Below are 19,671 nucleotides of genomic sequence, written 5' to 3' on the forward strand. Positions count from 1 at the left end.
CATGCTTAGCGACAAGGACCGGATTTTCACCAATCTCTACGGCTACCAGCCGTGGACCCTGGACGCTGCGATCAAGCGCGGCGCGTGGGACAATACCAAGGCGCTGCTCGACCTTGGCCCCGACTCGATCATCGAGAAGATCAAGGCGTCGGGCCTGCGCGGGCGCGGCGGGGCGGGTTTCCCGACCGGCATGAAGTGGAGCTTCATGCCCAAGAATCCGACGCCCGAGCGGCCGAGCTTCCTGGTCATCAATGCCGACGAATCCGAACCCGGTTCGTGCAAGGACCGCGAGATCATTCGCCACGATCCGCACCTGCTGCTCGAAGGCGCGCTGGTCGCGGGCTTCGCGATGCGTGCACGTGCGGCCTATATCTACATTCGCGGCGAATATATCCGCGAGGCGCAGACGCTGTTCGCGGCGATCGAGGAGGCCTATGCCAAGGGCCTGCTGGGCAAGAATGCCTGCGGCTCGGGCTATGATTTCGACGTCTTCTGCCATCGCGGCGCGGGCGCCTATATCTGCGGCGAAGAAACCGCGATGATCGAGAGCCTGGAGGGCAAGAAGGGCCAGCCGCGCCTCAAGCCGCCCTTCCCGGCGGGTGCGGGCCTCTATGGCTGCCCGACTACGGTCAACAACGTCGAATCGATCGCGGTCGCGCCCACGATTCTGCGCCGCTCGCCCGAATGGTTCGCCAGCTTCGGGCGCGAGAACAACAAGGGCACCAAGCTGTTCCAGATCAGCGGCCATGTCGAGAAGCCGTGCGTGGTCGAGGAAAGCATGTCGATCCCGTTCCGCGAGCTGATCGAAAAGCATTGCGGCGGCATCCGCGGCGGGTGGGACAATCTGCTCGCGGTGATCCCGGGCGGTTCGTCGGTTCCGCTCGTCCCGGCGGCGGAGATCATGGACGCCCCGATGGACTTCGACGGGCTCAAGGCGCTCGGCTCGGGCCTCGGCACTGCGGCGGTGATCGTGATGGACAAGTCCACCGACATCGTCGCAGCGATCAGCCGGATCAGCTATTTCTACAAGCATGAGAGTTGCGGCCAGTGTACCCCGTGCCGCGAAGGCACCGGCTGGATGTGGCGCGTAATGGAGCGGATGCGCACCGGTGACGCCGACATCAGCGAGATCGACACGCTGTTCAACGTCACCAAACAGATCGAAGGCCACACCATCTGCGCGCTCGGCGACGCGGCGGCCTGGCCGATCCAGGGCCTGATCAAGCATTTCCGCCCCGAGATGGAGCGCCGCATCCTCGAGAAGCAGGGCGGCGGACTGGAACCGATGCAGGAAGCGGCCGAGTGATCCTTTCGATCGCCTTGATATCTCTGGCCGGGATGGCGCAGGAGCCGGGCGGCTTTATGCCGTCGCCTCCTCCGCTCGACAGTACGACCCTGCCAGAACTTCCGCCGCGTGGGGCTGTCGGCAAGGTCGAGGCCGCGCAACCTTTGGCGGATGATCGTGCTCAGGAGTATTTGGTCGGCGTTTTCGAATGTCTGCGTCAGAAGCGAACGGCAGATGTCGTCGCAGCTTCGCAATTCCTCAACCTGAAGCGTTCCGATCAGGCGATAGCCGCGCTGTTGAAGCATCGGTGCGAGCCACAGGGTCGAAAAGGCGCGGTTCCAATCGGTCAGACCGGCGTGCCGCCGCTGAGAGGTGCGCTGTTCGTTGCATTGTATCGGGCGCAGTTTGCGACGCGTGATCCTGGTATCGGTGACGCTCCTCCCGTATCGGTGGATGGCACTGATGCTCCATTGGCACGTCAGCAGTGGTTTGCCGCCGCATATCGGTTTGCGAACTGCGTTGCGCGCTCGGCTTCGAACGAAGCGCGTCTTGTGGTGTTGTCGCCCGCAGGGAGTAAGGCGTCGCTCGACGCATTTCAGGCTATGAATAACCGGATGGCAAACTGTCTTGGAGCCGGTCAGCAGTTCACGGTGTCGCGTCCGGTGCTGACCGGGTTGCTGGCGGAAGCGCTGTATCGATCGGCAGGGGAGACCAACTCATGATGGCGCTCATATTGTCATCGATGGCGCTCGCGGCGTCTCCGGCTGATCCCGTCGCCTGCGTGCTTGCACGTGGTGGCGATGCGGCGCGCGCGCTGATGAAGGTCGTGCCGGGTTCGTCCGAGCTTTCGCCCGCGCTCGATCGCGTCCGCCCGGTGCTGACGGCATGCGGCGCGGCGACCGACGGGGCGGGGTTAGATGTGCTGGTCGCCGACATGGCGTCGCACCTGTTGCGTACCGACTATGCCAAATACCCGTTTCGCGCGCTGCCCGCAGCGTCGTTGACCCAGGTCAAGGCGGAAGGGCTGCGGCGCGAAACCGCCGGCTGGCCCGCCGCCGATGCGATCGGTCGCTGCGTCGTCGCACGCGATCTTCAGGGCGCGGTCAAGCTGGTCCGCAGCCGCAAGGGCACGCGCAGCGAGGGCAAGGCGCTCGACGCGTTGCTGCCGCTGGTTCCCGCCTGTGTCGATGCGGGCGCGTCGCTGACCGCCAGTCGCGCGGACCTGCGCGATGGGATCGCCCGCGCGCTCTATCGCGACGTGGTCAGCAAGATCCCCGATCTCTGGCCGGCGTGAGGAAGGCGATACGATGAGTTTTCTGCGCATTGTCGGTTTGTGTTCTCTGCTCGTTGCCGCCGCTACGGCGTTTCCCGCCGTTGCCCAGGACGCGCCGACCGGATCGCGTCTCGGTAGCCGTACCCAGCCCGGACAAAAGGGCAGTGCGGACGAGGCTATTCGCGCGCAGCATAAATTTGCGAGCTGCATCGTGTTCAAACGCGATCGCACCGTGCTTCGCTGGCTGATGGCCCTCGATCTGGAAGAAGAAGCGAAGGCAGCCGAGGAAGTGTTCCGCATGGTCGATTGCGACTATGTCGGCTTTGCAGATGCCTGGGCGGACAGTTTCGCCGTCGGATCGAGCCGGGCATTGCAGCGCGGATCGCTTGCCGAAGCATCGTTGCGCAAGGGCGGCTTTCTTGCGAAAAAGGCCGAAACCCCTGTGGCTCTGCCGATCGCGGAGGGCTATGACCGGCCGTGGTACGCGATGACCGGGCGGCCGGTATCGGTCGACACAATGGCGACGTGTCTCGTCGAAACACAGCCCGGGTTGGTGCTCGATCTTTTGCGTACCAAGCCGACGTCGAGCGAGGAGCAGGCGGCCGTTCAGGCGATCGCCCAGGTGCTCGGCTCCTGCCTGATCAACGGCGCCACGGTTCGCGCCAATCTCGTGGTTCTTCGTGCGAGTTTCGCCGAAGCCTATTTTCACCGGATCAATGGTCCGAGCGACAAGGTTGCGTCGTAATGCCCAAACTGACCGTAGACGGGATCGAAGTCGAAGTCCCCGCAGGCGCCACCGTGCTGCAGGCGTGCGAGGCTGCCGGCAAGGAAATCCCGCGCTTCTGCTATCATGAGCGGCTGAGCATCGCCGGCAATTGCCGGATGTGCCTGGTCGAGGTGAAGCCCGGGCCGCCCAAGCCGCAGGCGTCGTGCGCGCTGCCCGCAGGCGATGGGCAGGAAGTCCGCACCGACAGCGCGATGGTCAAGGCCGCGCGCGAAGGCGTGATGGAGTTTCTGCTGATCAACCACCCGCTCGATTGCCCGATCTGCGATCAGGGCGGCGAGTGCGACCTGCAGGACCAGTCTATCGCCTATGGCCGCGGCCATTCGCGCTATACCGAGAACAAGCGCGCGGTGACCGAGAAGTACATGGGTCCCATCGTCAAGACGGTGATGACCCGTTGCATCCAGTGCACCCGCTGCGTCCGCTTTGCCGAAGAGGTTGCGGGCGTCGAGGAAATCGGCGCGATCTATCGCGGCGAGAACATGCAGATCACCTCCTATCTCGAGCAGGCGGTGACGAGCGAGCTGAGCGGCAATGTCGTCGACCTGTGTCCGGTCGGCGCGCTCACGTCGAAGCCCTATGCGTTCGAGGCGCGCCCGTGGGAGCTGCGCAAGACGCTGGCGATCGACGTGATGGATGCGGTCGGCACCAATATCCGCATCGACAGCCGCGGGCGCGGCGTGCTGCGCGTCCTGCCGCGCATCAACGAAGACGTGAACGAGGAATGGGCGCACGACAAGACGCGCCACCATGTCGACGGGCTCAGCTATCGTCGCCTCGACAAGCCCTATGTCCGCAAGGACGGCAAGCTGGTCGAAGCGAGCTGGGACGAGGCGTTCGCCGCCATCGCCGTTGCGGCGAAGGGCGCGGGCGACAAGGTCGCCGCGATCCATGGCGACCTGCTCGATTGCGAGACGATCTTCGCCGCCAAGAAGCTGGTCCAGTCGTTCGGATCGGACCTGCTGGAGGGGCGCCAGACCGGCATGGCCTATGATGCCACGTCGATGAGCGCGGTGAACTTCAACACCACGATCGCGGGCGTCGAGAGCGCCGACGCGATCCTGCTCGTTGGCACCAATCTGCGCTGGGAAGCGCCGCTTGTGAACACCCGCGTGCGCAAGGCGATCAAGAAGGGCGCCAAGGTCTTCGCGATCGGGCCGGAAACCGACCTGACCTACAAGACGAGCTGGCTCGGCAATGACCTGTCGCTGCTCGGCAAGCTGCCCAAGGCGGCGGCGGATGCGTTCAAGGATGCGGCGCGCCCGATGGTGATCGTCGGCGGCGCGGCGCTCAAGAACGGGCATGGCGCGGCGCTCGCGCTGGCGAAGAAGCTGAACCTGGTGCGTGAAGGCTGGAACGGCTTCAACGTCCTGCACATGGCGGCCAGCCGCATGGGCGGCCTGATGCTCGGCTTCGCGTCGCAGGGCGGCATCGCCGACATCGTCGCGGCGCAGCCCAAGCTGACCTTCTTCCTCGGCGCGGACGAGGTGGATTTCTCGGCCTTCGCCAATAGCTTCAACGTCTATATCGGCCATCATGGCGACAAGGGCGCGCATGCGGCGGACGTGATCCTGCCGGGCGCGAGCTATGCCGAAAAGCACGGCACCTATGTCAACCTCGAAGGCCGGGTCCAGCGCAGCGAGAAGGCGGTTTCGGCCCCCGGCGACGCGCGTGAGGACTGGACGATCCTGCGCGCGCTGTCCGAAGTGCTGGGCAAGACGCTGCCGTTCGACAGCTTCGGCGAACTGCGCGCGGCGATGGCCGCCGAAGTGCCGGCGCTGGGCAGCGAAGGGCTCGCCAGCTTCGACTGGAACCCGCCGGCGCTCGACGCCAAGGGGGAAGGGGAGGTCGCTTATCCGATCGCCGACTTCTATCTGACCAACGCCATCTGCCGCGCATCGCCGACGATGCAGCGCTGCTCGGCGGAGCTGGTGCACGGGCAGGATTTCGCGGAGGCGGCGGAATGAGCTTGTACCAGAACATGATGCGCGGCGCGGCGGTTATTCTGTTCGCACTCGCAATCCTCACGGTGATCGCGAGCTTGATCCTCGTCCTGTCCCGGCCGCACGCCTTCTCCGTGTTGCCCGGCCTCGGCGGTTTTCTGGCACAAGTTGCGACGGCGCTTACCAGTGCAACGCTGCCATTTTTCGGCGCCGCGCTGCTGTGGCGGATCGATCGCTATCTCGACCTTAGCAAGGGCGGAAAGTCCGCATGACCGCTTTCTTCCAATCCCTCGGCATATCCTTCGAATGGGCGTGGTTCGTCGCGACGATCGCCGGTATCCTGCTGATCGCGCTGCCGCTGATGCTGGCCGTCGCCATGATCATCTATGCCGATCGCAAGATCTGGGCGGCGATGGCGCTGCGCCGCGGTCCGAACGTCGTCGGCCCGCTCGGCCTGCTTCAGTCGTTCGCGGACGGTCTCAAGGTCTTCCTTCAGGAAACCATCATCCCGTCGAGCGCGAACAAGGGACTGTTCCTGCTCGCGCCGATCATCACCTTCACCGTCGCGCTGATCGTGTGGGCGGTGATCCCGTTCCAGGCGGGCGTGGTGCTGTCGAACATCAATGTCGGCCTGCTCTACATCCTCGCGGCGTCGTCGCTGGGCGTGTATGGCGTGATCCTCGCCGGCTGGGCGTCGAACTCCAAATATCCCTTCTACTCGGCGATCCGCGCGGCGGCGCAGATGGTCAGTTACGAAGTCTCGATCGGCTTCGTGCTGATCGCGGTGGTGCTGTGGGCGGGGACGTTCAACCTGTCGGGCATCGTCAATGCGCAGCAGGGGCATGTGCTCGGCATCTTCAACGGCTTCGGCTTCAACCCGCTGCTGTTCCCGATGGCGGTGGTGTTCCTGATCTCCGCCCTCGCCGAAACCGCGCGCGCGCCGTTCGACTTGACCGAGGCGGAGAGCGAGCTGGTCGCGGGCTACCAGACCGAATATTCGTCGATGGCGTTCGCGCTCTACTGGCTGGGCGAATATGCCAACGTGATCCTGATGTGCACGCTCAACGCGGTGCTGTTCTGGGGCGGCTACCTGCCCCCGATCGACTGGGCGCCGCTCTATGCGGTGCCGGGCATCATCTGGCTGTTCATCAAGATCCTCGTCTTCTTCTTCATCTTCTCGTGGATCAAGGCGACCGTCCCGCGCTACCGCTATGACCAGCTGATGCGCCTGGGCTGGAAGATCTTCCTGCCGCTGTCGCTGTTCTTCGTGTTCGCGGTGTCGGGCTGGCTGATGATCCAGCGGGTGGGCCTGTGATGATGGCGACGTGGTCCGCAGCTGACTTCATCCACCAGCGTGCCGCCAACAAGCGTGCCGCCGAGCAGCTTCCATATCAGTGGAAGTGGATGCGTTACTCGCTGTATTTCTACCTCGCTTCGCTGATCGTGTTTCCGGTCCTGACCTATCTCATTCTTGCGGTGTTGATCCCATGAGCGTCGCCCAACTCGTCCGTTCGTTCACCCTGTGGGAATTCGTGAAGGCGCATGCCCTCACGCTGAAGTATTTCTTCAAGCCCAAGGCGACGATCAACTATCCCTACGAGAAGAACCCGATCTCGCCCCGCTTCCGCGGCGAGCACGCGCTGCGTCGCTATCCCAATGGCGAAGAGCGCTGCATCGCGTGCAAGCTGTGCGAGGCGATCTGCCCGGCGCTGGCGATCACGATCGAGGCCGAGCCGCGCGACGACGGCAGCCGCCGCACCACGCGCTACGACATCGACATGACCAAGTGCATCTATTGCGGCCTGTGCGCCGAGGCTTGCCCGGTCGATGCGATCGTCGAGGGGCCGAACTTCGAATTCGCGACCGAAACGCGTGAGGAGCTGATCTACAGCAAGGAAAAGCTGCTCGCGAACGGCGACCGCTGGGAGCGCGCGATCGCCGCGAACCTTGCCGCCGATGCACCCTATCGTTAAGCGCGCGGCACCAAAGGGGCACATGATTCCGTGATTCAAGCAATCGCCTTCTATCTCTTCGCCGGGGTGGTGATCCTCTCCGCCGCGATGACGATTACCGCCCGCAACCCGGTGCATTCGGTGCTGTGGCTGATCCTGGCGTTCTTCAACGCCGCGGGGCTGATGGTGCTGGCCGGGGCCGAGTTCATCGCGCTGCTGCTGGTGATCGTCTATGTCGGCGCGGTCGCGGTGTTGTTCCTGTTCGTCGTGATGATGCTCGACATCGACTTCGCCGAGCTGCGCGCGGGCTTCGTCCGCTATGCCGTGTTCGGCCTCGCCATCGCCATCGCGCTCGCGGCGGAGATCGTCATCGGCACCTTCGCGTGGAGCGCGGGCAAGATCGACCTCGCCAAGCGCGTGGCGCCGATCGATGCCGACACCGCGCTGGGCCAGGTCCCCAATGTCGAGGCGATCGGGCTGCTGCTCTACAGCCGCTATCTCTATCTGTTCGAGGCGGCGGGCTTCATCCTGCTCGTCGCCATGGTCGGCGCGATCGTGCTGACGCACCGCAAGCGCGGCGGCGTCCAGAACCAGAATGTCTGGCGCCAGATCAACCGGCGTCAGAAGGACGCCATCCGCAACGTCAACCAGCCTGTCGGGCAGGGGGTGGAGCTGTGATCGGAATCACCCACTATCTCGTCGTCAGCGCGATCCTGTTCACCATGGGCGTGCTCGGCATCTTCATGAACCGCAAGAACATCATCGTCATCCTGATGGCGATCGAGCTGATCCTGCTGAGCGTGAACCTCAACCTCGTCGCCTTCTCGTCCTATCTCGGCGATCTGGTGGGGCAGGTGTTCGCGATGTTCGTGCTGACCGTCGCTGCGGGTGAGGCCGCGATCGGCCTTGCCATCCTCGTCATCTATTTCCGCGGCCGCGGCACGATCTCGGTCGACGACGTCAATCGGATGAAGGGCTGATGTCTTCGATCCATTTCATCGTATTCCTGCCGCTGCTGGCAGCGATCGTCGCGGGGTTCAGCAACCGTGCGTTCGGGACCGCATTCCCGAAGATCGTCACCACCGGCGGCCTGTTCGTCGCGGCGATCCTCAGCTGGATGACCTTCATTCCGTACCTCACCGGAACGGCTGAGCCCCAGGTGATCCAGGTCCTGACGTGGATGCGCTCGGGCGACCTCAACGTCGACTGGGCGCTGCGCGTCGACGCGCTGACCGCGGTGATGCTGGTGGTGGTGACGAGCGTTTCGGCGCTCGTCCACCTCTACAGCTGGTCGTACATGGAAGAGGATCCGGATCAGCCGCGCTTCTTCGCGTACCTCTCGCTGTTCACCTTCGCGATGCTGATGCTGGTGACCGCCGACAATCTGCTCCAGATGTTCTTCGGCTGGGAAGGCGTGGGCCTCGCGAGCTACCTGCTGATCGGCTTCTGGTTCAAGAAGCCGTCGGCCAACGCCGCCGCGATCAAGGCGTTTGTGGTCAACCGCGTCGGCGACCTTGGCTTCATGCTCGGCATCTTCGGCGTGTTCCTGGTGTTCGGAACGATCTCGATCCCCGAGATCCTCGAGGCCGCGCCCGGCATGGCCGGCAGCACGATCGGCTTCCTCGGCTGGCGCTTCGACACGCTGACGGTGCTCTGCCTGCTGCTGTTCGTCGGCGCGATGGGCAAGTCGGCGCAGCTCGGTCTGCACACCTGGTTGCCCGACGCGATGGAGGGTCCGACCCCGGTGTCGGCGCTGATCCACGCGGCGACGATGGTCACCGCGGGCGTATTCATGGTGTGCCGCCTGTCGCCGCTGTTCGAACAGTCGCCGGTGGCGCTGGGCTTCATCACCTTCATCGGCGCCGCGACCTGCCTGTTCGCCGCGACGGTCGGCACGACGCAGACCGACATCAAGCGCGTCATCGCCTATTCGACCTGTTCACAGCTCGGCTACATGTTCTTCGCCGCCGGCGTCGGCATGTATGGCGCGGCGATGTTCCACCTGTTCACCCATGCCTTCTTCAAGGCGCTGCTGTTCCTGGGTGCCGGCTCGGTCATCCACGCGATGCACCATGAGCAGGACATGCGCTATTATGGCGGCCTGCGGAAACACATCCCGGTCACCTTCTGGACGATGATGGCGGGCACGCTCGCGATCACCGGCGTCGGCGTCTACTGGCTGCACGCAGGGTTTGCCGGCTTCCACTCGAAGGACGCAATCCTCGAGGCGGCCTATGCCGCCGGCGGTGGCGGTCAGGCGGCCTTCTGGGTCGGCGTGTTCGCCGCGCTGCTGACCAGCTTCTACAGCTGGCGCCTGATGTTCCTGACCTTCTGGGGCAAGCCGCGCTGGACGCAGTCGGAGCATATCCAGCACGCCTTGCACGATTCGCATGGGCACGACGCGCATCACCATGACGACGCGCACGGCCACGCGACCGCGCATGCGGAGAACCCGCCCGCACAGGAAGATGCCGGCCACGAGCCGCACGCCCACGGCCCGAGCGCGCATGAGACCGCAGACGGCACGGGCGGCTATCATCCGCATGAAAGCCCGCTGCCGATGATGATCCCGCTGCTGGTGCTCAGCCTCGGCGCGGTGTTCGCGGGCTTCGCCTTCAACCATTATTTCATCCAGCCCGAGAGCGGCGAGATCTTCTGGAAGGGCGCCGTCGCGTTCGACGAGCACCTTGCCCATGCGATGCACGCAGTGCCGACATGGGTGAAGCTGTCGGCGAGCGTTGTGATGCTGCTCGGACTGTTGGGCGCGTTCGTCGCCTATATCTGGAAACCGACCATCCCGGCGCGCTTCACCGCGACCTTCGGGCTTCTCTACAAGTTCCTGCTGAACAAGTGGTATTTCGACGAGCTGTATAATGCGCTGTTCGTGAAGCCCGCCTTCTGGTTCGGCCGCATCTTCTGGAAGAAGGGCGACGAGGGGACGATCGATCGCTTCGGCCCGAACGGGTCGGCCGCGCTGGTCAAGTTCGCGGGCGTGTGGAGCGGCCGGCTCCAGTCCGGATATGTCTATAGCTATGCGTTCGTCATGCTGATCGGCCTGACCGCAGCCGTTACCTGGGTGATCACGCGATGAGCGGCATTCTCTCCATCATGCTGATCGTGCCGCTGGTTGCGGCGCTGGCCTGTCTGTTTGTCGGCGCCAATCAGGCGCGCTGGATCGCGCTCGGCGCAACGCTGGTCGACCTGGTGCTCGGCGGCGTGCTGTGGGCGAATTTCGAGATCGGCGGGCCGCAATGGCAGTTCGTCGAATACACGCCGATCTTCGGGCGTTTCGCCTGGGCGCTGGGCATCGACGGTTTCGCGCTGCTGCTGATCCTGCTCAGCGTGTTCCTGATGCCGATCTGTATCGGCGCCAGCTGGGAAGCGATCGAGAAGCGCGTCCAGGAATATATGGCCGCGTTCCTGATCACCGAAGTGCTGATGATCGGCACCTTCGCGGCGCAGGACATCTTCCTGTTCTACGTGTTCTTCGAAGCCGGACTGATCCCGATGTTCCTGATCATCGGCATCTGGGGCGGCGCGAACCGCATCTACGCGTCGTATAAATTCTTCCTCTACACGCTGCTCGGCTCGGTGCTGATGCTGATCGCGATGATGTACATGACCATCACTGCGGGGACGACGTCGATCCCGGAGCTGATGGCCTATGACTTCCCCGGCGGGGTCCAGACTTGGCTGTGGCTCGCCTTTTTCGCGTCGTTCGCGGTCAAGATGCCGATGTGGCCGGTCCACACCTGGCTTCCCGACGCGCACGTGCAGGCGCCGACCGCGGGGTCGGTGATCCTGGCCGGCGTGTTGCTGAAACTCGGCGGCTACGGCTTCCTGCGCTTCAGCCTGCCGATGTTCCCGGAAGCGTCGGCGCAGCTGATCTGGCTGGTGTTCGGCCTGTCGTGCATCGCCGTCGTGGTCACATCGCTGATCGCGCTGGTGCAGAGCGACATGAAGAAGCTGATCGCCTATTCGTCGGTCGCGCACATGGCGATCGTGACGCTCGGCCTGTTCACCTTCAACCGTCAGGGGATCGAGGGTGCGATGATGGTGATGCTGGGCCACGGCCTGGTGTCGGGCGCGCTGTTCCTGTGCGTCGGCGTCATCTATGACCGCCTGCATACGCGTGAAATCGACCGGTACGGCGGCCTCGCGATCAACATGCCGAAATACGCGATCCTGTTCATGCTGTTCACGATGGCGTCGGTCGGCCTGCCGGGCACCAGCAACTTCGTCGGCGAGCTGCTGGCGCTGATGGGCACCTATCAGGTGTCGACGCTGGCGACGCTGATCGCGACCACCGGCATCATCCTGGGCGCGGCGTACATGCTCTACCTCTATCGTCGCGTCGTGTTCGGCGATCTCGTCAAGGACGACGTCAAGGCGATGCCGGACCTCAGCAAGCGCGAGCTGGCACTGCTCGCCCCGATCGCTGCGGCGGTGCTGTGGATGGGCGTCTATCCCGAAAGCTTCCTGGCACCGATGCGCGGCGATGTTGCGACGTTGCTCGCCCGGATCGAACGCGCGCGTCCTGCGGGCGACAGTCAGCCCACGCCCGGCAACCCTGCTGCAGCCGCAAAAGCTGAACCCAAGGCCGAACACGGAGCGGCACACTGATGGACTACGCCGCACAACTTTCGATGGTCCTTCCCGAGATCGTCCTGTCGCTGGGCGGTCTGGCGCTGCTGATGGTCGCCGCATGGGGTGGCCAGTCGGTATCGCGCGCAATCAGCTGGGTCTCGGTCGCCGTGCTGATCGGCGGCGGTATCGCGCTGACCGGCAATGCGTCGGCAGGCGGAACGGCGTTCAACGGCCTCTACCGCGCCGATCTGTTCTCCGCCTATGCCAAGGCGCTGATCTTCTTCGCCGCGGCGGTTTCGATCGTCATCGCCCCGCGCTTCTTCGCGCGCACCTCAGGTGAGGATCTGCGCCCCGAATATCCCATCCTGATCCTGTTCGCGACCGCGGGCATGGGCATGATGGTGTCGGCGAACGACCTGCTGACGCTCTATATCGGGCTCGAACTCAACAGCCTCGCCTCCTACGTCCTCGCCAGCTTCATGCGCCGCAACGTGCGTTCGGCCGAAGCGGGTCTCAAGTATTTCATCCTCGGCTCGCTCGCGAGCGGGATCCTGCTCTACGGCATCAGCCTGGTGTACGGCTTCAGCGGCACCACGGTGTTCGGCGACATCGCCGCGGCTTATGCGGCGGGCAGCAATACCGGCCTGCTGTTCGGATTGGTGTTCGTGTTCGCGGGGCTGGCGTTCAAGATGTCGGCGGTGCCGTTCCACATGTGGACCCCCGACGTGTACGAAGGCGCGCCGACCCCGGTGACCACCTTCTTCGCCAGCGCGCCAAAGGTCGCGGCGATGGCGCTGTCGGTCCGCGTCGCGGTCGAGGCGATGGGGCCGGTGACCAGCGACTGGCGCCAGATCGTGGTCTTCGCCGCGCTCGCCTCGATCGTGCTCGGCGCGGTCGCCGCGATCGGGCAGCAGAATATCAAGCGCCTGCTCGCTTACTCCTCGATCAACAATGTCGGTTTCGCGCTGATCGGCCTTGCCGCCGGCACTGCCGAGGGCGTGGCGGGCGTGCTGACCTATCTCACCATCTATGTGGTGATGACGCTCGGCAGCTTCCTCGTCGTGCTCCAGATGCGCGATGCCGACGGCCAGCCGGTCGAGACGATCGCCAGCCTGTCGGGCCTGTCGCGCACGCGCCCTGCGCTTGCCGCCGCGCTCGCGATTTTCATGTTCAGCCTCGCGGGCATCCCGCCGCTGTTCGGCTTCTGGGCCAAGTTCGCGGTGTTCGAGGCGGCGGTGAAGGCGGGGCTGTTCCCGCTTGCAGCGATCGGCATCGCCGCGTCGGTGATCGGCGCCTTCTATTACCTCAAGATCGTCAAGACGATGTACTTCGACGATCCGGCACCGGCCTATGCCAAGGGTGACAGCGCGCTCGAGGGCGGGCTGATCGCCGCGGCGGCGGTGTTCGTCTCGCCGCTCGGCTATCTGCTGATCCCGGTGCTCGGCGCATGGTCGATGGCGGCGGCGCGGACGCTTTTTTGAACAGGCTTTCGGCGCCGGCCCGCTCCCCCACCCGACCACCCAAGGCCTATCCTGAATGGGTGGCCGGGTGGGGGAGCGGGCCGGCACCGCGTCCGTCATGACGATCCGCGCCGTAGCCGAGACCGGTTCTACCAACGCCGACATGCTGGCGCTCGCAGCGGCGGGCGTTGCCGAGGGAGGCTGGCTGCGCGCCGACCGGCAAAGCGCGGGCAAGGGGCGTCAGGGCAGGGCGTGGGACTCGCCCGTCGGCAATTTCTACGGCAGCACCCTGGTCCGCCTGCGCCCGACCGATCCGCCCGCGCCGACATTGGCGCTGGTGACGGTCGTCGCGCTCGAAGACGCCGTCCGCACTTTCCTGCCGACCGGCGCGACGATCAAATGGCCCAACGACCTGCTGATCGGCGGTGCCAAGCTGTCGGGCGTGCTGCTCGAACGCGCGGGCGATGCGGTCGTCATCGGGATTGGCGTCAATCTGGCGCACCACCCGGAGCTTCCGGGCCGTCCGGCGACGAGCCTTGCCGCGCAGGGAGCCACCGTCGACGCCGCCGTCTTTGCCAATGTGCTGGCCGACAGCTTCGCCCGCTGGCTGTCGCGCTGGCGCGGTGAGGGGCTGGATGCGATCCTGCGCCGCTGGGTCGAGCGCGCGCACCCCGTGGGGACCGCGCTGACCGCCCGCCTACCCGATGGCACCAGCCATGACGGGCTGTTCGATGGGCTCACCTCCGACGGCGCGCTGATCCTGCGCTTGGCCGACGGGTCGCGGCATGCCATTCATGCCGGTGACGTCTTCCTGATCTGAAGGAACCCGCAATGCTGCTCGCGATCGACGCCGGCAACACCAATATCGTTTTCGCGCTGGTCGAGGGGCGCGAGGTGCGGGCGCGCTGGCGCATCGCCACCGATCCGCGCCGCACCGCCGACGAATATGCCGTGTGGCTGAGCCAACTGCTGGCGCTGGAGGGCTTCGATCGCGGCGTCGTCAGCGGCGTGATCATTGGCACCGTCGTCCCGCGCGCGCTCCACAATCTCGAGGTGCTGTCGCAGAAATATTTCGGCTGCACCCCGCTCGTCGCCGGGCGCGACGGCTGGCCGCTGGCGCTGGACGTCGAGGAGCCGCAAAGCGTAGGCGCCGACCGCGCGCTCAACATCATCGCCGCGCATGAAAATCACCCGGGCGACCTGATCATCATCGATTTCGGCACCGCCGCGACCTTCGACGTCGCCGACTATACCGGCGCGTACAAGGGCGGGATCATCGCGCCGGGAATCAACCTCTCGCTCGACGCGCTGGTCACCGCCGCCGCCAAGCTGCCGCGCATCGCGATCGAGGCGCCGGCGGACACGTCGGTGATCGGGCGCAATACGGTCGACCAGATGCATATCGGCATCTATTGGGGCTATATCGCGATGATGGAGGGGCTGGTCGCCCGCATGAAGGCGGAGATCGGTCGCCCGGTAAAGGTGATCGCGACCGGCGGCCTGGCGGTGCTGTTCGAGAAGCAGACCGACATCTTCGACGTGATCGAGCCGGACCTGACGATTCAGGGGCTGGCGATGCTGTGGGAGCGGAGCAACCGCGCCACCAACTAGATTTCGACGCCGTGGGCCAGCTGGCGCGCGACGATCAATGTGAAGGACGAATGTGACCCCCGGTAAAGAACTCCTCTTCCTCGCGCTCGGCGGTTCGGGCGAGATCGGCATGAACGTCAATCTCTATGGCTGTCAGGGCAAGTGGATCATGGTCGATTGCGGCGTGATCTTTGGCACGCCCGACTATCCCGGAATCGACCTGATCCTGCCCGACCTGCAGTTCATCGAGGAGCGGCTGGACGACCTGCTCGGCATCGTGCTGACACATGGGCATGAGGATCATATCGGCGCGCTCCCCTATCTTGCGGGCGAGCTGGGCGTGCCGCTCTACGCGACGCCGTTCACCGCCGGCCTGATCCACGGCAAGCTGGACGAGGAGGGCATCGCCGACCGCGTCGAACTCAACGTGGTGCGCGAGGAGGAGCCGTTCGAGCTCGGCCCGTTCGGCATCCGCTATCTCCCGCTCGCGCACTCGATCCCCGAGGGGAACGCGGTGCTGATCGACACGCCCTATGGCCGCGTGTTCCACACCGGCGACTGGAAGATCGACGACACGCCGGTGATGGGATCGGCCTCGACCGCCGAAGAGCTGACCGCGATCGGCGACGAAGGCGTGCTCGCGCTGGTGTGCGATTCGACCAACGTCTTCAATCCCGAGGCATCGGGATCGGAAACCGCCGTGCGCGAGGGGCTCGACGCGGTCGTCGCGGGTATCAAGGGCCGGGTGCTCGTCACCACCTTCGCCTCCAACGCCGCGCGTCTCCAGACGCTGGGCGAGGTTGCGAAGGATACCGGGCGCGCGATGTGCGTCGCGGGCCGGTCGCTCGACCGCATCCTGCGCGTCGCCAAGGCAACCGGCTATCTGCGCGATTTCCCCGAGACGGTCGATTTCGAGACCGCCATGAAGCTGCCGCGTGACAAGGTGATGATCATCGCCACCGGCGGTCAGGGCGAGCCGCGCGCCGCGCTCGCCCGCATTGCCGACGAAACCCATCAGCTGAAGCTCGAATCGGGCGACACGGTGGTGTTCTCGTCGAAGCAGATCCCCGGCAACGAGATGGCGATCGGCCGGATCATGAACGTGCTCGCCGCCAAGGGGGTCGAGATGATCACCGACCGGCAAGCGTTCGTTCACGTCTCGGGCCATCCGGGCCGTCCCGAACTCGCCGCGATGTACGGCTGGATCCGACCGGACATCCTCGTCCCCGTCCATGGCGAGATGCGCCATATCGCCGAACAGGCGCGCTTCGGGCGCGAACAGGGCATCCCGCATGCGGTGGTGCAGAATAATGGCGAGATCGTCCGGCTCGCGCCCGGCAAGCCGACCAAGTTGGGCCATGCCCCGGCCGGAAGGCTCGTCCTCGACGGCGACGTCATCCTGCCTGCCGACGGCACCACGATCAACGAGCGGCGCAAGCTTGGCCTCTATGGCCAGATGTCGGTCGCGGTGGCGCTCAATTCCAAGGGACGTCTCGCCGGGCAGCCGGAGGTCCGCATCCAGGGCGTACCGGCCGAGGAGGATCGCGACGCGCTGATCGCGGATGCCAGCGAGGCCGCCGCCAAGGTGGTCAACGACGCCCGTGGCAGCGACCGCGAGAAATTGCGCGAGGCGATCCGGCTGGCGACGCGGCGGGTGGCGGTGCGCTATACCGGCAAGAAGCCGGTCATGGACGTGATGCTGATCGAGGTCTGAGGCAATGAACTGGTACAGCGCGCTCGCGATCTATTTCCTCTTCTGGTTTCTCTCGCTGTTCCTGGTGCTGCCCTTCTTCGCGCGCACCAGCGTCGAGGCGGGCGAGACGCTGGTGAAGGGGCAGGCGGACAGCGCCCCGCAAAGCTTCCAGGCGGGGCGGATCGCGCTGTGGACCACGGTGGTGGGGACGGGCCTGTTCGTGCTCTTCTACCTCAACTATGTCTTCGGCTGGGTCACCGCCGACATGCTGGATTACTGGAACTAGGTGCCGCTCCCTGTTCAGCTCGGCTGAAACAACGCTAAGCCCTCAGTGCCGCGTCTGGGTCATGCGATCGACCCAGGCGATGCCGATCGCCGATGCGATGAAGGTCATGTGGATGATCGTCTGCCACATGACGCCGCTCTCGGTGACGCGGCCGGTCGGGGTGCCCAGCGCCCCGGCCTCGATGAAGGTGCGCAGCAGGTGGATCGACGAGATGCCGATGATCGCCATCGCCAGCTTCACCTTCAGCACGCCCGCGTTGACGTGGCTCAGCCATTCGGGCTGGTCCGGGTGGCCCTTCAATCCCAGCCGCGACACGAAGGTCTCGTAGCCGCCGACGATGACCATCACGAGCAGGTTGGAGATCATCACCACATCGATCAGGCCGAGCACGACCAGCATGATCTGCTGCTCGCTGAACTCCCAGGCGTGCTGGACGAGGTGAAGCAGCTCCTTGACGAACAGGAACACATAGACGCCCTGCGCGACGATCAGCCCGACATAGAGCGGCAGCTGGAGCCAGCGCGAACTGAAGATCAGCAGCGGCAGCGGCTTCAGGCGGACGGGGTCGCCGGTGGGCGAGGGAATCAGCGGATCGCTCATGATGCGCTGCAATAAGTGAGCCTGTGGCAGACGATCAAGCGTCGATCAGATCGAGCGCATAGAAACGGTTGAAGTCGGTTTCGATATAGTCGGCAAAGGGCGGGCAGGGGGCGAAACCATAGCGGCGATACAGCGCGTGCGCCGCCTCGAACAACGGCCCCGTTCCGGTCTCGAGCCTGAGCGCGCGATAGCCCCGCTCGCGCGCAATCACCACGATATGGTCGAGGATCGCAAAGCCCGCGCCGCGGCCGCGTGCAGCCGGGGCCGTCCGCATCGATTTGACCTCGCCGCTCTGCGCATCCAGCGCCTTGAGCGCGCCGACCGCCAGCAATGTGTCTCCCTCCCATGCCGACAGGAAGGTGATGTCGGGCGTCTTTAGCCCCGCCAGGTCGAGGAAATGGCAGGTGCCGGGCGGCGAATGATCGGACATCTCGCGCGCATGCAGCTCAAGCAGCGCGACGACCTGGGGGTCGTCTAGATCGCCCGCGCGAACCAGCATCGCCTAGATCTCGTCGATCATGCCCGCCAGCGTGTCGAGACACGCATGGGCCAGCGCCTTGCAGCGGTCGGGCGACCAGCCGAATTCGGCATCGGGGCTGGGATCGTGGTCCTTGAACGGCATTTCCAGCGTCATCGATACCGCGCCGAACCGCTCGGCGAGCTGGTTGGTCGACATCGACAGGTTCGCCTGGCCCGGGGCCGACTTGTCATACCCCTTTTCCAGCTGGAACAGCGGCGTCGCGGCGGCGAGGTTGCGGCCGAAGGCATAGTATTTTTCGCCCAGTTCGTCGGTCCAGCTCGGGATGCCTTCGAACCCGGCAAGGAAATTGGCCGGGATCGCCTCGTCGCCATGCACGTCCATCGCGAAATCGCAGCCGGTTTCGTCCATCGCCGCGCGGACGAGGTACACCTCCGGGCTCTTCTCCATCGTGGGCGCGTGCCATTCGCGGTTGAGGTTCACCCCCGCCGCATTGGTGCGCAGATGGCCGCGGAAGCTGCCGTCGGGGTTCATGTTGGGGACGATGTGAAACGTCGCTTTTTCGCGGAGCGCCCTGGCGCTCGCATCATCGGGATCGGTCAGCTTTTCCAGCGCGCCCTCGGCCCACCATTCGGCCATCGATTCGCCCGGATGCTGGCGGGCATAGATCCACACCTGCTTCGGCCCAGTGCCCAGCGTCAGTAGGTCCATCGCCCGCCCGTCAAGCGTCTGGCCCAGTTCGCGATGCGATACGCCCGGCTGCGCCGCCATCCGTGCGATCAGGTCGGCGTGCCGCTCCATCGAATAGGGCGCGAAATAGGCGAACCACGCCACGTCGCTGTCGAAGCTGTGGCTGAAGCTGAACACGCCATCGGCATAGCTGCCATCGGTCGTCCGCCATGCTTCGCGATCGGTGCTGACGCGCGCGTGATAGCCGGGCCAGCCGAATGCATAGGCAGCCTTGCCCGCATTGACGATCCGAAAGGTCAGCGTGCGACCCTTGGCCCCCGCGACGCGGAAGTGGAACCACTGGAAGAAATCGGACTGGTGATCGGCGACGATCTCGACATCGACGGTGTCGCCGTCGATGTCGATCAGGCGGATATTGCCGCTGTCGAACGCGGCGTTCAGTTGGATGCTCATTTCACCGTGATAGTGATGCCCGACTGGCCGGGAAAGCCCTTGAACAATGCATTTGCGAGGCGGGTGGCGGTATCGGTCGGCTGGGTGCCGTCGGCCGCCCCCAGCGCCTCGGTGGTGGCCTTGCCTTCCCAGATCACCGTGTCATCGCCGCGGCGACGGAGCTGGACCGCGAGTTCGGACGCATAGACGGTGCGCGTCTTGCTTCCGATCCCGACGCTGGCGCCGCCCCCAACCCCGACATTGCCGCCGAAGCTGCCGCCGCCCAGTCCGATCGTGACCGGCGGGCGCGTGCGGACCTGGCCGCGATCGGTCCGGCGGAAATCGACGGTCGCGAGATAATCGGCGGTGGCTGCATTCTCGACCGGGCTGAATCCCATGCCGCGCAGCGTTTCCGCGACGGCATCCATGTACAATTGCGCCTCCGGACCGGAAGCGCCCGACGGTGCCGGCTGAAGCGCCAGCGTCCCTGCGGGAATCGGCTGGGACAGATGATATCGCGTGACGTCGACCGGCGCCGTACGTCCGCCCATGGTGGTGGAACAGCCCGCCAGCGCGGCGGCGGAAAGGGTGAGAGCTAGCAACGCGCGGGTCTTCATC

22 protein-coding genes are annotated in these 19,671 nt (G+C 65.2%); 18 read left to right on the top strand and 4 right to left on the bottom strand.

Annotated features, from left to right (window positions below):
• Nucleotide 1 precedes the first annotated feature (1 nt).
• From nuoF to ABS767_RS15300, 18 genes are all read left to right on the top strand, one after another.
• Nucleotides 2-1,306, top strand: a complete 1,305-nt coding sequence (nuoF, locus tag ABS767_RS15215) for an NADH-quinone oxidoreductase subunit NuoF (protein ID WP_408079873.1) — start codon at nucleotides 2-4, stop codon at nucleotides 1,304-1,306.
• The gene (locus ABS767_RS15220) at nucleotides 1,303-2,007 is read left to right on the top strand and encodes a hypothetical protein (RefSeq protein ID WP_408079875.1); all 705 of its coding nucleotides are present in this window, start codon (nucleotides 1,303-1,305) and stop codon (nucleotides 2,005-2,007) included. The genes nuoF and ABS767_RS15220 overlap by 4 nt, the downstream gene beginning before the upstream one ends.
• Nucleotides 2,004-2,579: a hypothetical protein gene (locus ABS767_RS15225; RefSeq protein WP_408079877.1), complete on the top strand. Its 576-nt coding sequence runs from the start codon at nucleotides 2,004-2,006 to the stop codon at nucleotides 2,577-2,579. Before ABS767_RS15220 ends, ABS767_RS15225 begins: the two co-directional genes overlap by 4 nt.
• A complete protein-coding gene (locus ABS767_RS15230) occupies nucleotides 2,515-3,303 on the top strand; it encodes a hypothetical protein (protein ID WP_408079879.1) in 789 nt (262 codons plus the stop codon). The genes ABS767_RS15225 and ABS767_RS15230 overlap by 65 nt, the downstream gene beginning before the upstream one ends.
• Nucleotides 3,303-5,309, top strand: a complete 2,007-nt coding sequence (gene nuoG, locus ABS767_RS15235; RefSeq protein ID WP_408079881.1) for an NADH-quinone oxidoreductase subunit NuoG — start codon at nucleotides 3,303-3,305, stop codon at nucleotides 5,307-5,309. The genes ABS767_RS15230 and nuoG overlap by 1 nt, the downstream gene beginning before the upstream one ends.
• 14 nt (nucleotides 5,310-5,323) lie before the next feature.
• Nucleotides 5,324-5,557 carry a hypothetical protein gene (locus ABS767_RS15240; protein WP_408079883.1) on the top strand — a complete coding sequence of 78 codons (234 nt, stop codon included), beginning with the start codon at nucleotides 5,324-5,326 and terminating at the stop codon, nucleotides 5,555-5,557.
• The gene (gene nuoH, locus ABS767_RS15245) at nucleotides 5,554-6,600 is read left to right on the top strand and encodes an NADH-quinone oxidoreductase subunit NuoH (protein ID WP_408079885.1); all 1,047 of its coding nucleotides are present in this window, start codon (nucleotides 5,554-5,556) and stop codon (nucleotides 6,598-6,600) included. The genes ABS767_RS15240 and nuoH overlap by 4 nt, the downstream gene beginning before the upstream one ends.
• 2 nt (nucleotides 6,601-6,602) lie before the next feature.
• Entirely contained in the window at nucleotides 6,603-6,776 is a 174-nt protein-coding gene (locus tag ABS767_RS15250; protein WP_408079887.1) for a hypothetical protein, read from the top strand.
• Nucleotides 6,773-7,258 carry an NADH-quinone oxidoreductase subunit NuoI gene (nuoI, locus tag ABS767_RS15255; protein WP_408079889.1) on the top strand — a complete coding sequence of 162 codons (486 nt, stop codon included), beginning with the start codon at nucleotides 6,773-6,775 and terminating at the stop codon, nucleotides 7,256-7,258. The genes ABS767_RS15250 and nuoI overlap by 4 nt, the downstream gene beginning before the upstream one ends.
• 30 nt (nucleotides 7,259-7,288) lie before the next feature.
• On the top strand, nucleotides 7,289-7,915 hold the full coding sequence (locus ABS767_RS15260) for an NADH-quinone oxidoreductase subunit J (protein WP_408079891.1): 627 nt from the start codon (nucleotides 7,289-7,291) through the stop codon (nucleotides 7,913-7,915).
• On the top strand, nucleotides 7,912-8,217 hold the full coding sequence (nuoK, locus tag ABS767_RS15265; RefSeq protein WP_408079893.1) for an NADH-quinone oxidoreductase subunit NuoK: 306 nt from the start codon (nucleotides 7,912-7,914) through the stop codon (nucleotides 8,215-8,217). The genes ABS767_RS15260 and nuoK overlap by 4 nt, the downstream gene beginning before the upstream one ends.
• On the top strand, nucleotides 8,217-10,328 hold the full coding sequence (nuoL, locus tag ABS767_RS15270; protein WP_408079895.1) for an NADH-quinone oxidoreductase subunit L: 2,112 nt from the start codon (nucleotides 8,217-8,219) through the stop codon (nucleotides 10,326-10,328). The genes nuoK and nuoL overlap by 1 nt, the downstream gene beginning before the upstream one ends.
• Complete coding sequence (locus ABS767_RS15275; RefSeq protein WP_408079897.1) at nucleotides 10,325-11,860, top strand: NADH-quinone oxidoreductase subunit M; 1,536 nt, start codon at nucleotides 10,325-10,327, stop codon at nucleotides 11,858-11,860. The genes nuoL and ABS767_RS15275 overlap by 4 nt, the downstream gene beginning before the upstream one ends.
• Nucleotides 11,860-13,305 carry an NADH-quinone oxidoreductase subunit NuoN gene (gene nuoN / locus ABS767_RS15280; protein WP_408079899.1) on the top strand — a complete coding sequence of 482 codons (1,446 nt, stop codon included), beginning with the start codon at nucleotides 11,860-11,862 and terminating at the stop codon, nucleotides 13,303-13,305. The genes ABS767_RS15275 and nuoN overlap by 1 nt, the downstream gene beginning before the upstream one ends.
• Nucleotides 13,306-13,402: 97 nt before the next feature.
• Complete coding sequence (locus ABS767_RS15285; RefSeq protein WP_408079901.1) at nucleotides 13,403-14,104, top strand: biotin--[acetyl-CoA-carboxylase] ligase; 702 nt, start codon at nucleotides 13,403-13,405, stop codon at nucleotides 14,102-14,104.
• Between the two features lie 11 nt (nucleotides 14,105-14,115).
• Nucleotides 14,116-14,895 carry a type III pantothenate kinase gene (locus ABS767_RS15290; protein WP_408079903.1) on the top strand — a complete coding sequence of 260 codons (780 nt, stop codon included), beginning with the start codon at nucleotides 14,116-14,118 and terminating at the stop codon, nucleotides 14,893-14,895.
• 52 nt (nucleotides 14,896-14,947) lie between these two features.
• Nucleotides 14,948-16,588 carry a ribonuclease J gene (locus ABS767_RS15295; RefSeq protein ID WP_408079905.1) on the top strand — a complete coding sequence of 547 codons (1,641 nt, stop codon included), beginning with the start codon at nucleotides 14,948-14,950 and terminating at the stop codon, nucleotides 16,586-16,588.
• Between the two features lie 4 nt (nucleotides 16,589-16,592).
• Nucleotides 16,593-16,853, top strand: coding sequence for a DUF1467 family protein (locus tag ABS767_RS15300; protein ID WP_408079907.1), 261 nt, complete (start codon nucleotides 16,593-16,595; stop codon nucleotides 16,851-16,853).
• A gap of 42 nt (nucleotides 16,854-16,895) precedes the next feature.
• Here the strand turns inward: ABS767_RS15300 and ABS767_RS15305 are convergent, their stop codons facing one another.
• The 4 genes from ABS767_RS15305 to ABS767_RS15320 are packed head-to-tail and all read right to left on the bottom strand — an operon-like array spanning nucleotide 16,896 to nucleotide 19,670.
• Nucleotides 16,896-17,453: a TIGR00645 family protein gene (locus ABS767_RS15305; RefSeq protein WP_408079909.1), complete on the bottom strand. Its 558-nt coding sequence runs from the start codon at nucleotides 17,451-17,453 to the stop codon at nucleotides 16,896-16,898.
• Nucleotides 17,454-17,487: 34 nt separating this feature from the next.
• Nucleotides 17,488-17,952 (bottom strand): GNAT family N-acetyltransferase, encoded by a 465-nt coding sequence (locus ABS767_RS15310; protein ID WP_408079911.1) that lies wholly within the window; start codon nucleotides 17,950-17,952, stop codon nucleotides 17,488-17,490.
• 3 nt (nucleotides 17,953-17,955) lie between these two features.
• Nucleotides 17,956-19,074: a M14 family metallopeptidase gene (locus tag ABS767_RS15315; protein WP_408079913.1), complete on the bottom strand. Its 1,119-nt coding sequence runs from the start codon at nucleotides 19,072-19,074 to the stop codon at nucleotides 17,956-17,958.
• A complete protein-coding gene (locus ABS767_RS15320; protein ID WP_408079915.1) occupies nucleotides 19,071-19,670 on the bottom strand; it encodes a DUF4136 domain-containing protein in 600 nt (199 codons plus the stop codon). The genes ABS767_RS15315 and ABS767_RS15320 overlap by 4 nt, the downstream gene beginning before the upstream one ends.
• Nucleotide 19,671: the final 1 nt, after the last annotated feature.

The sequence above is a fragment of the Sphingomonas plantiphila genome (assembly GCF_046000505.1).
Lineage (GTDB): Bacteria > Pseudomonadota > Alphaproteobacteria > Sphingomonadales > Sphingomonadaceae > Sphingomonas > Sphingomonas plantiphila.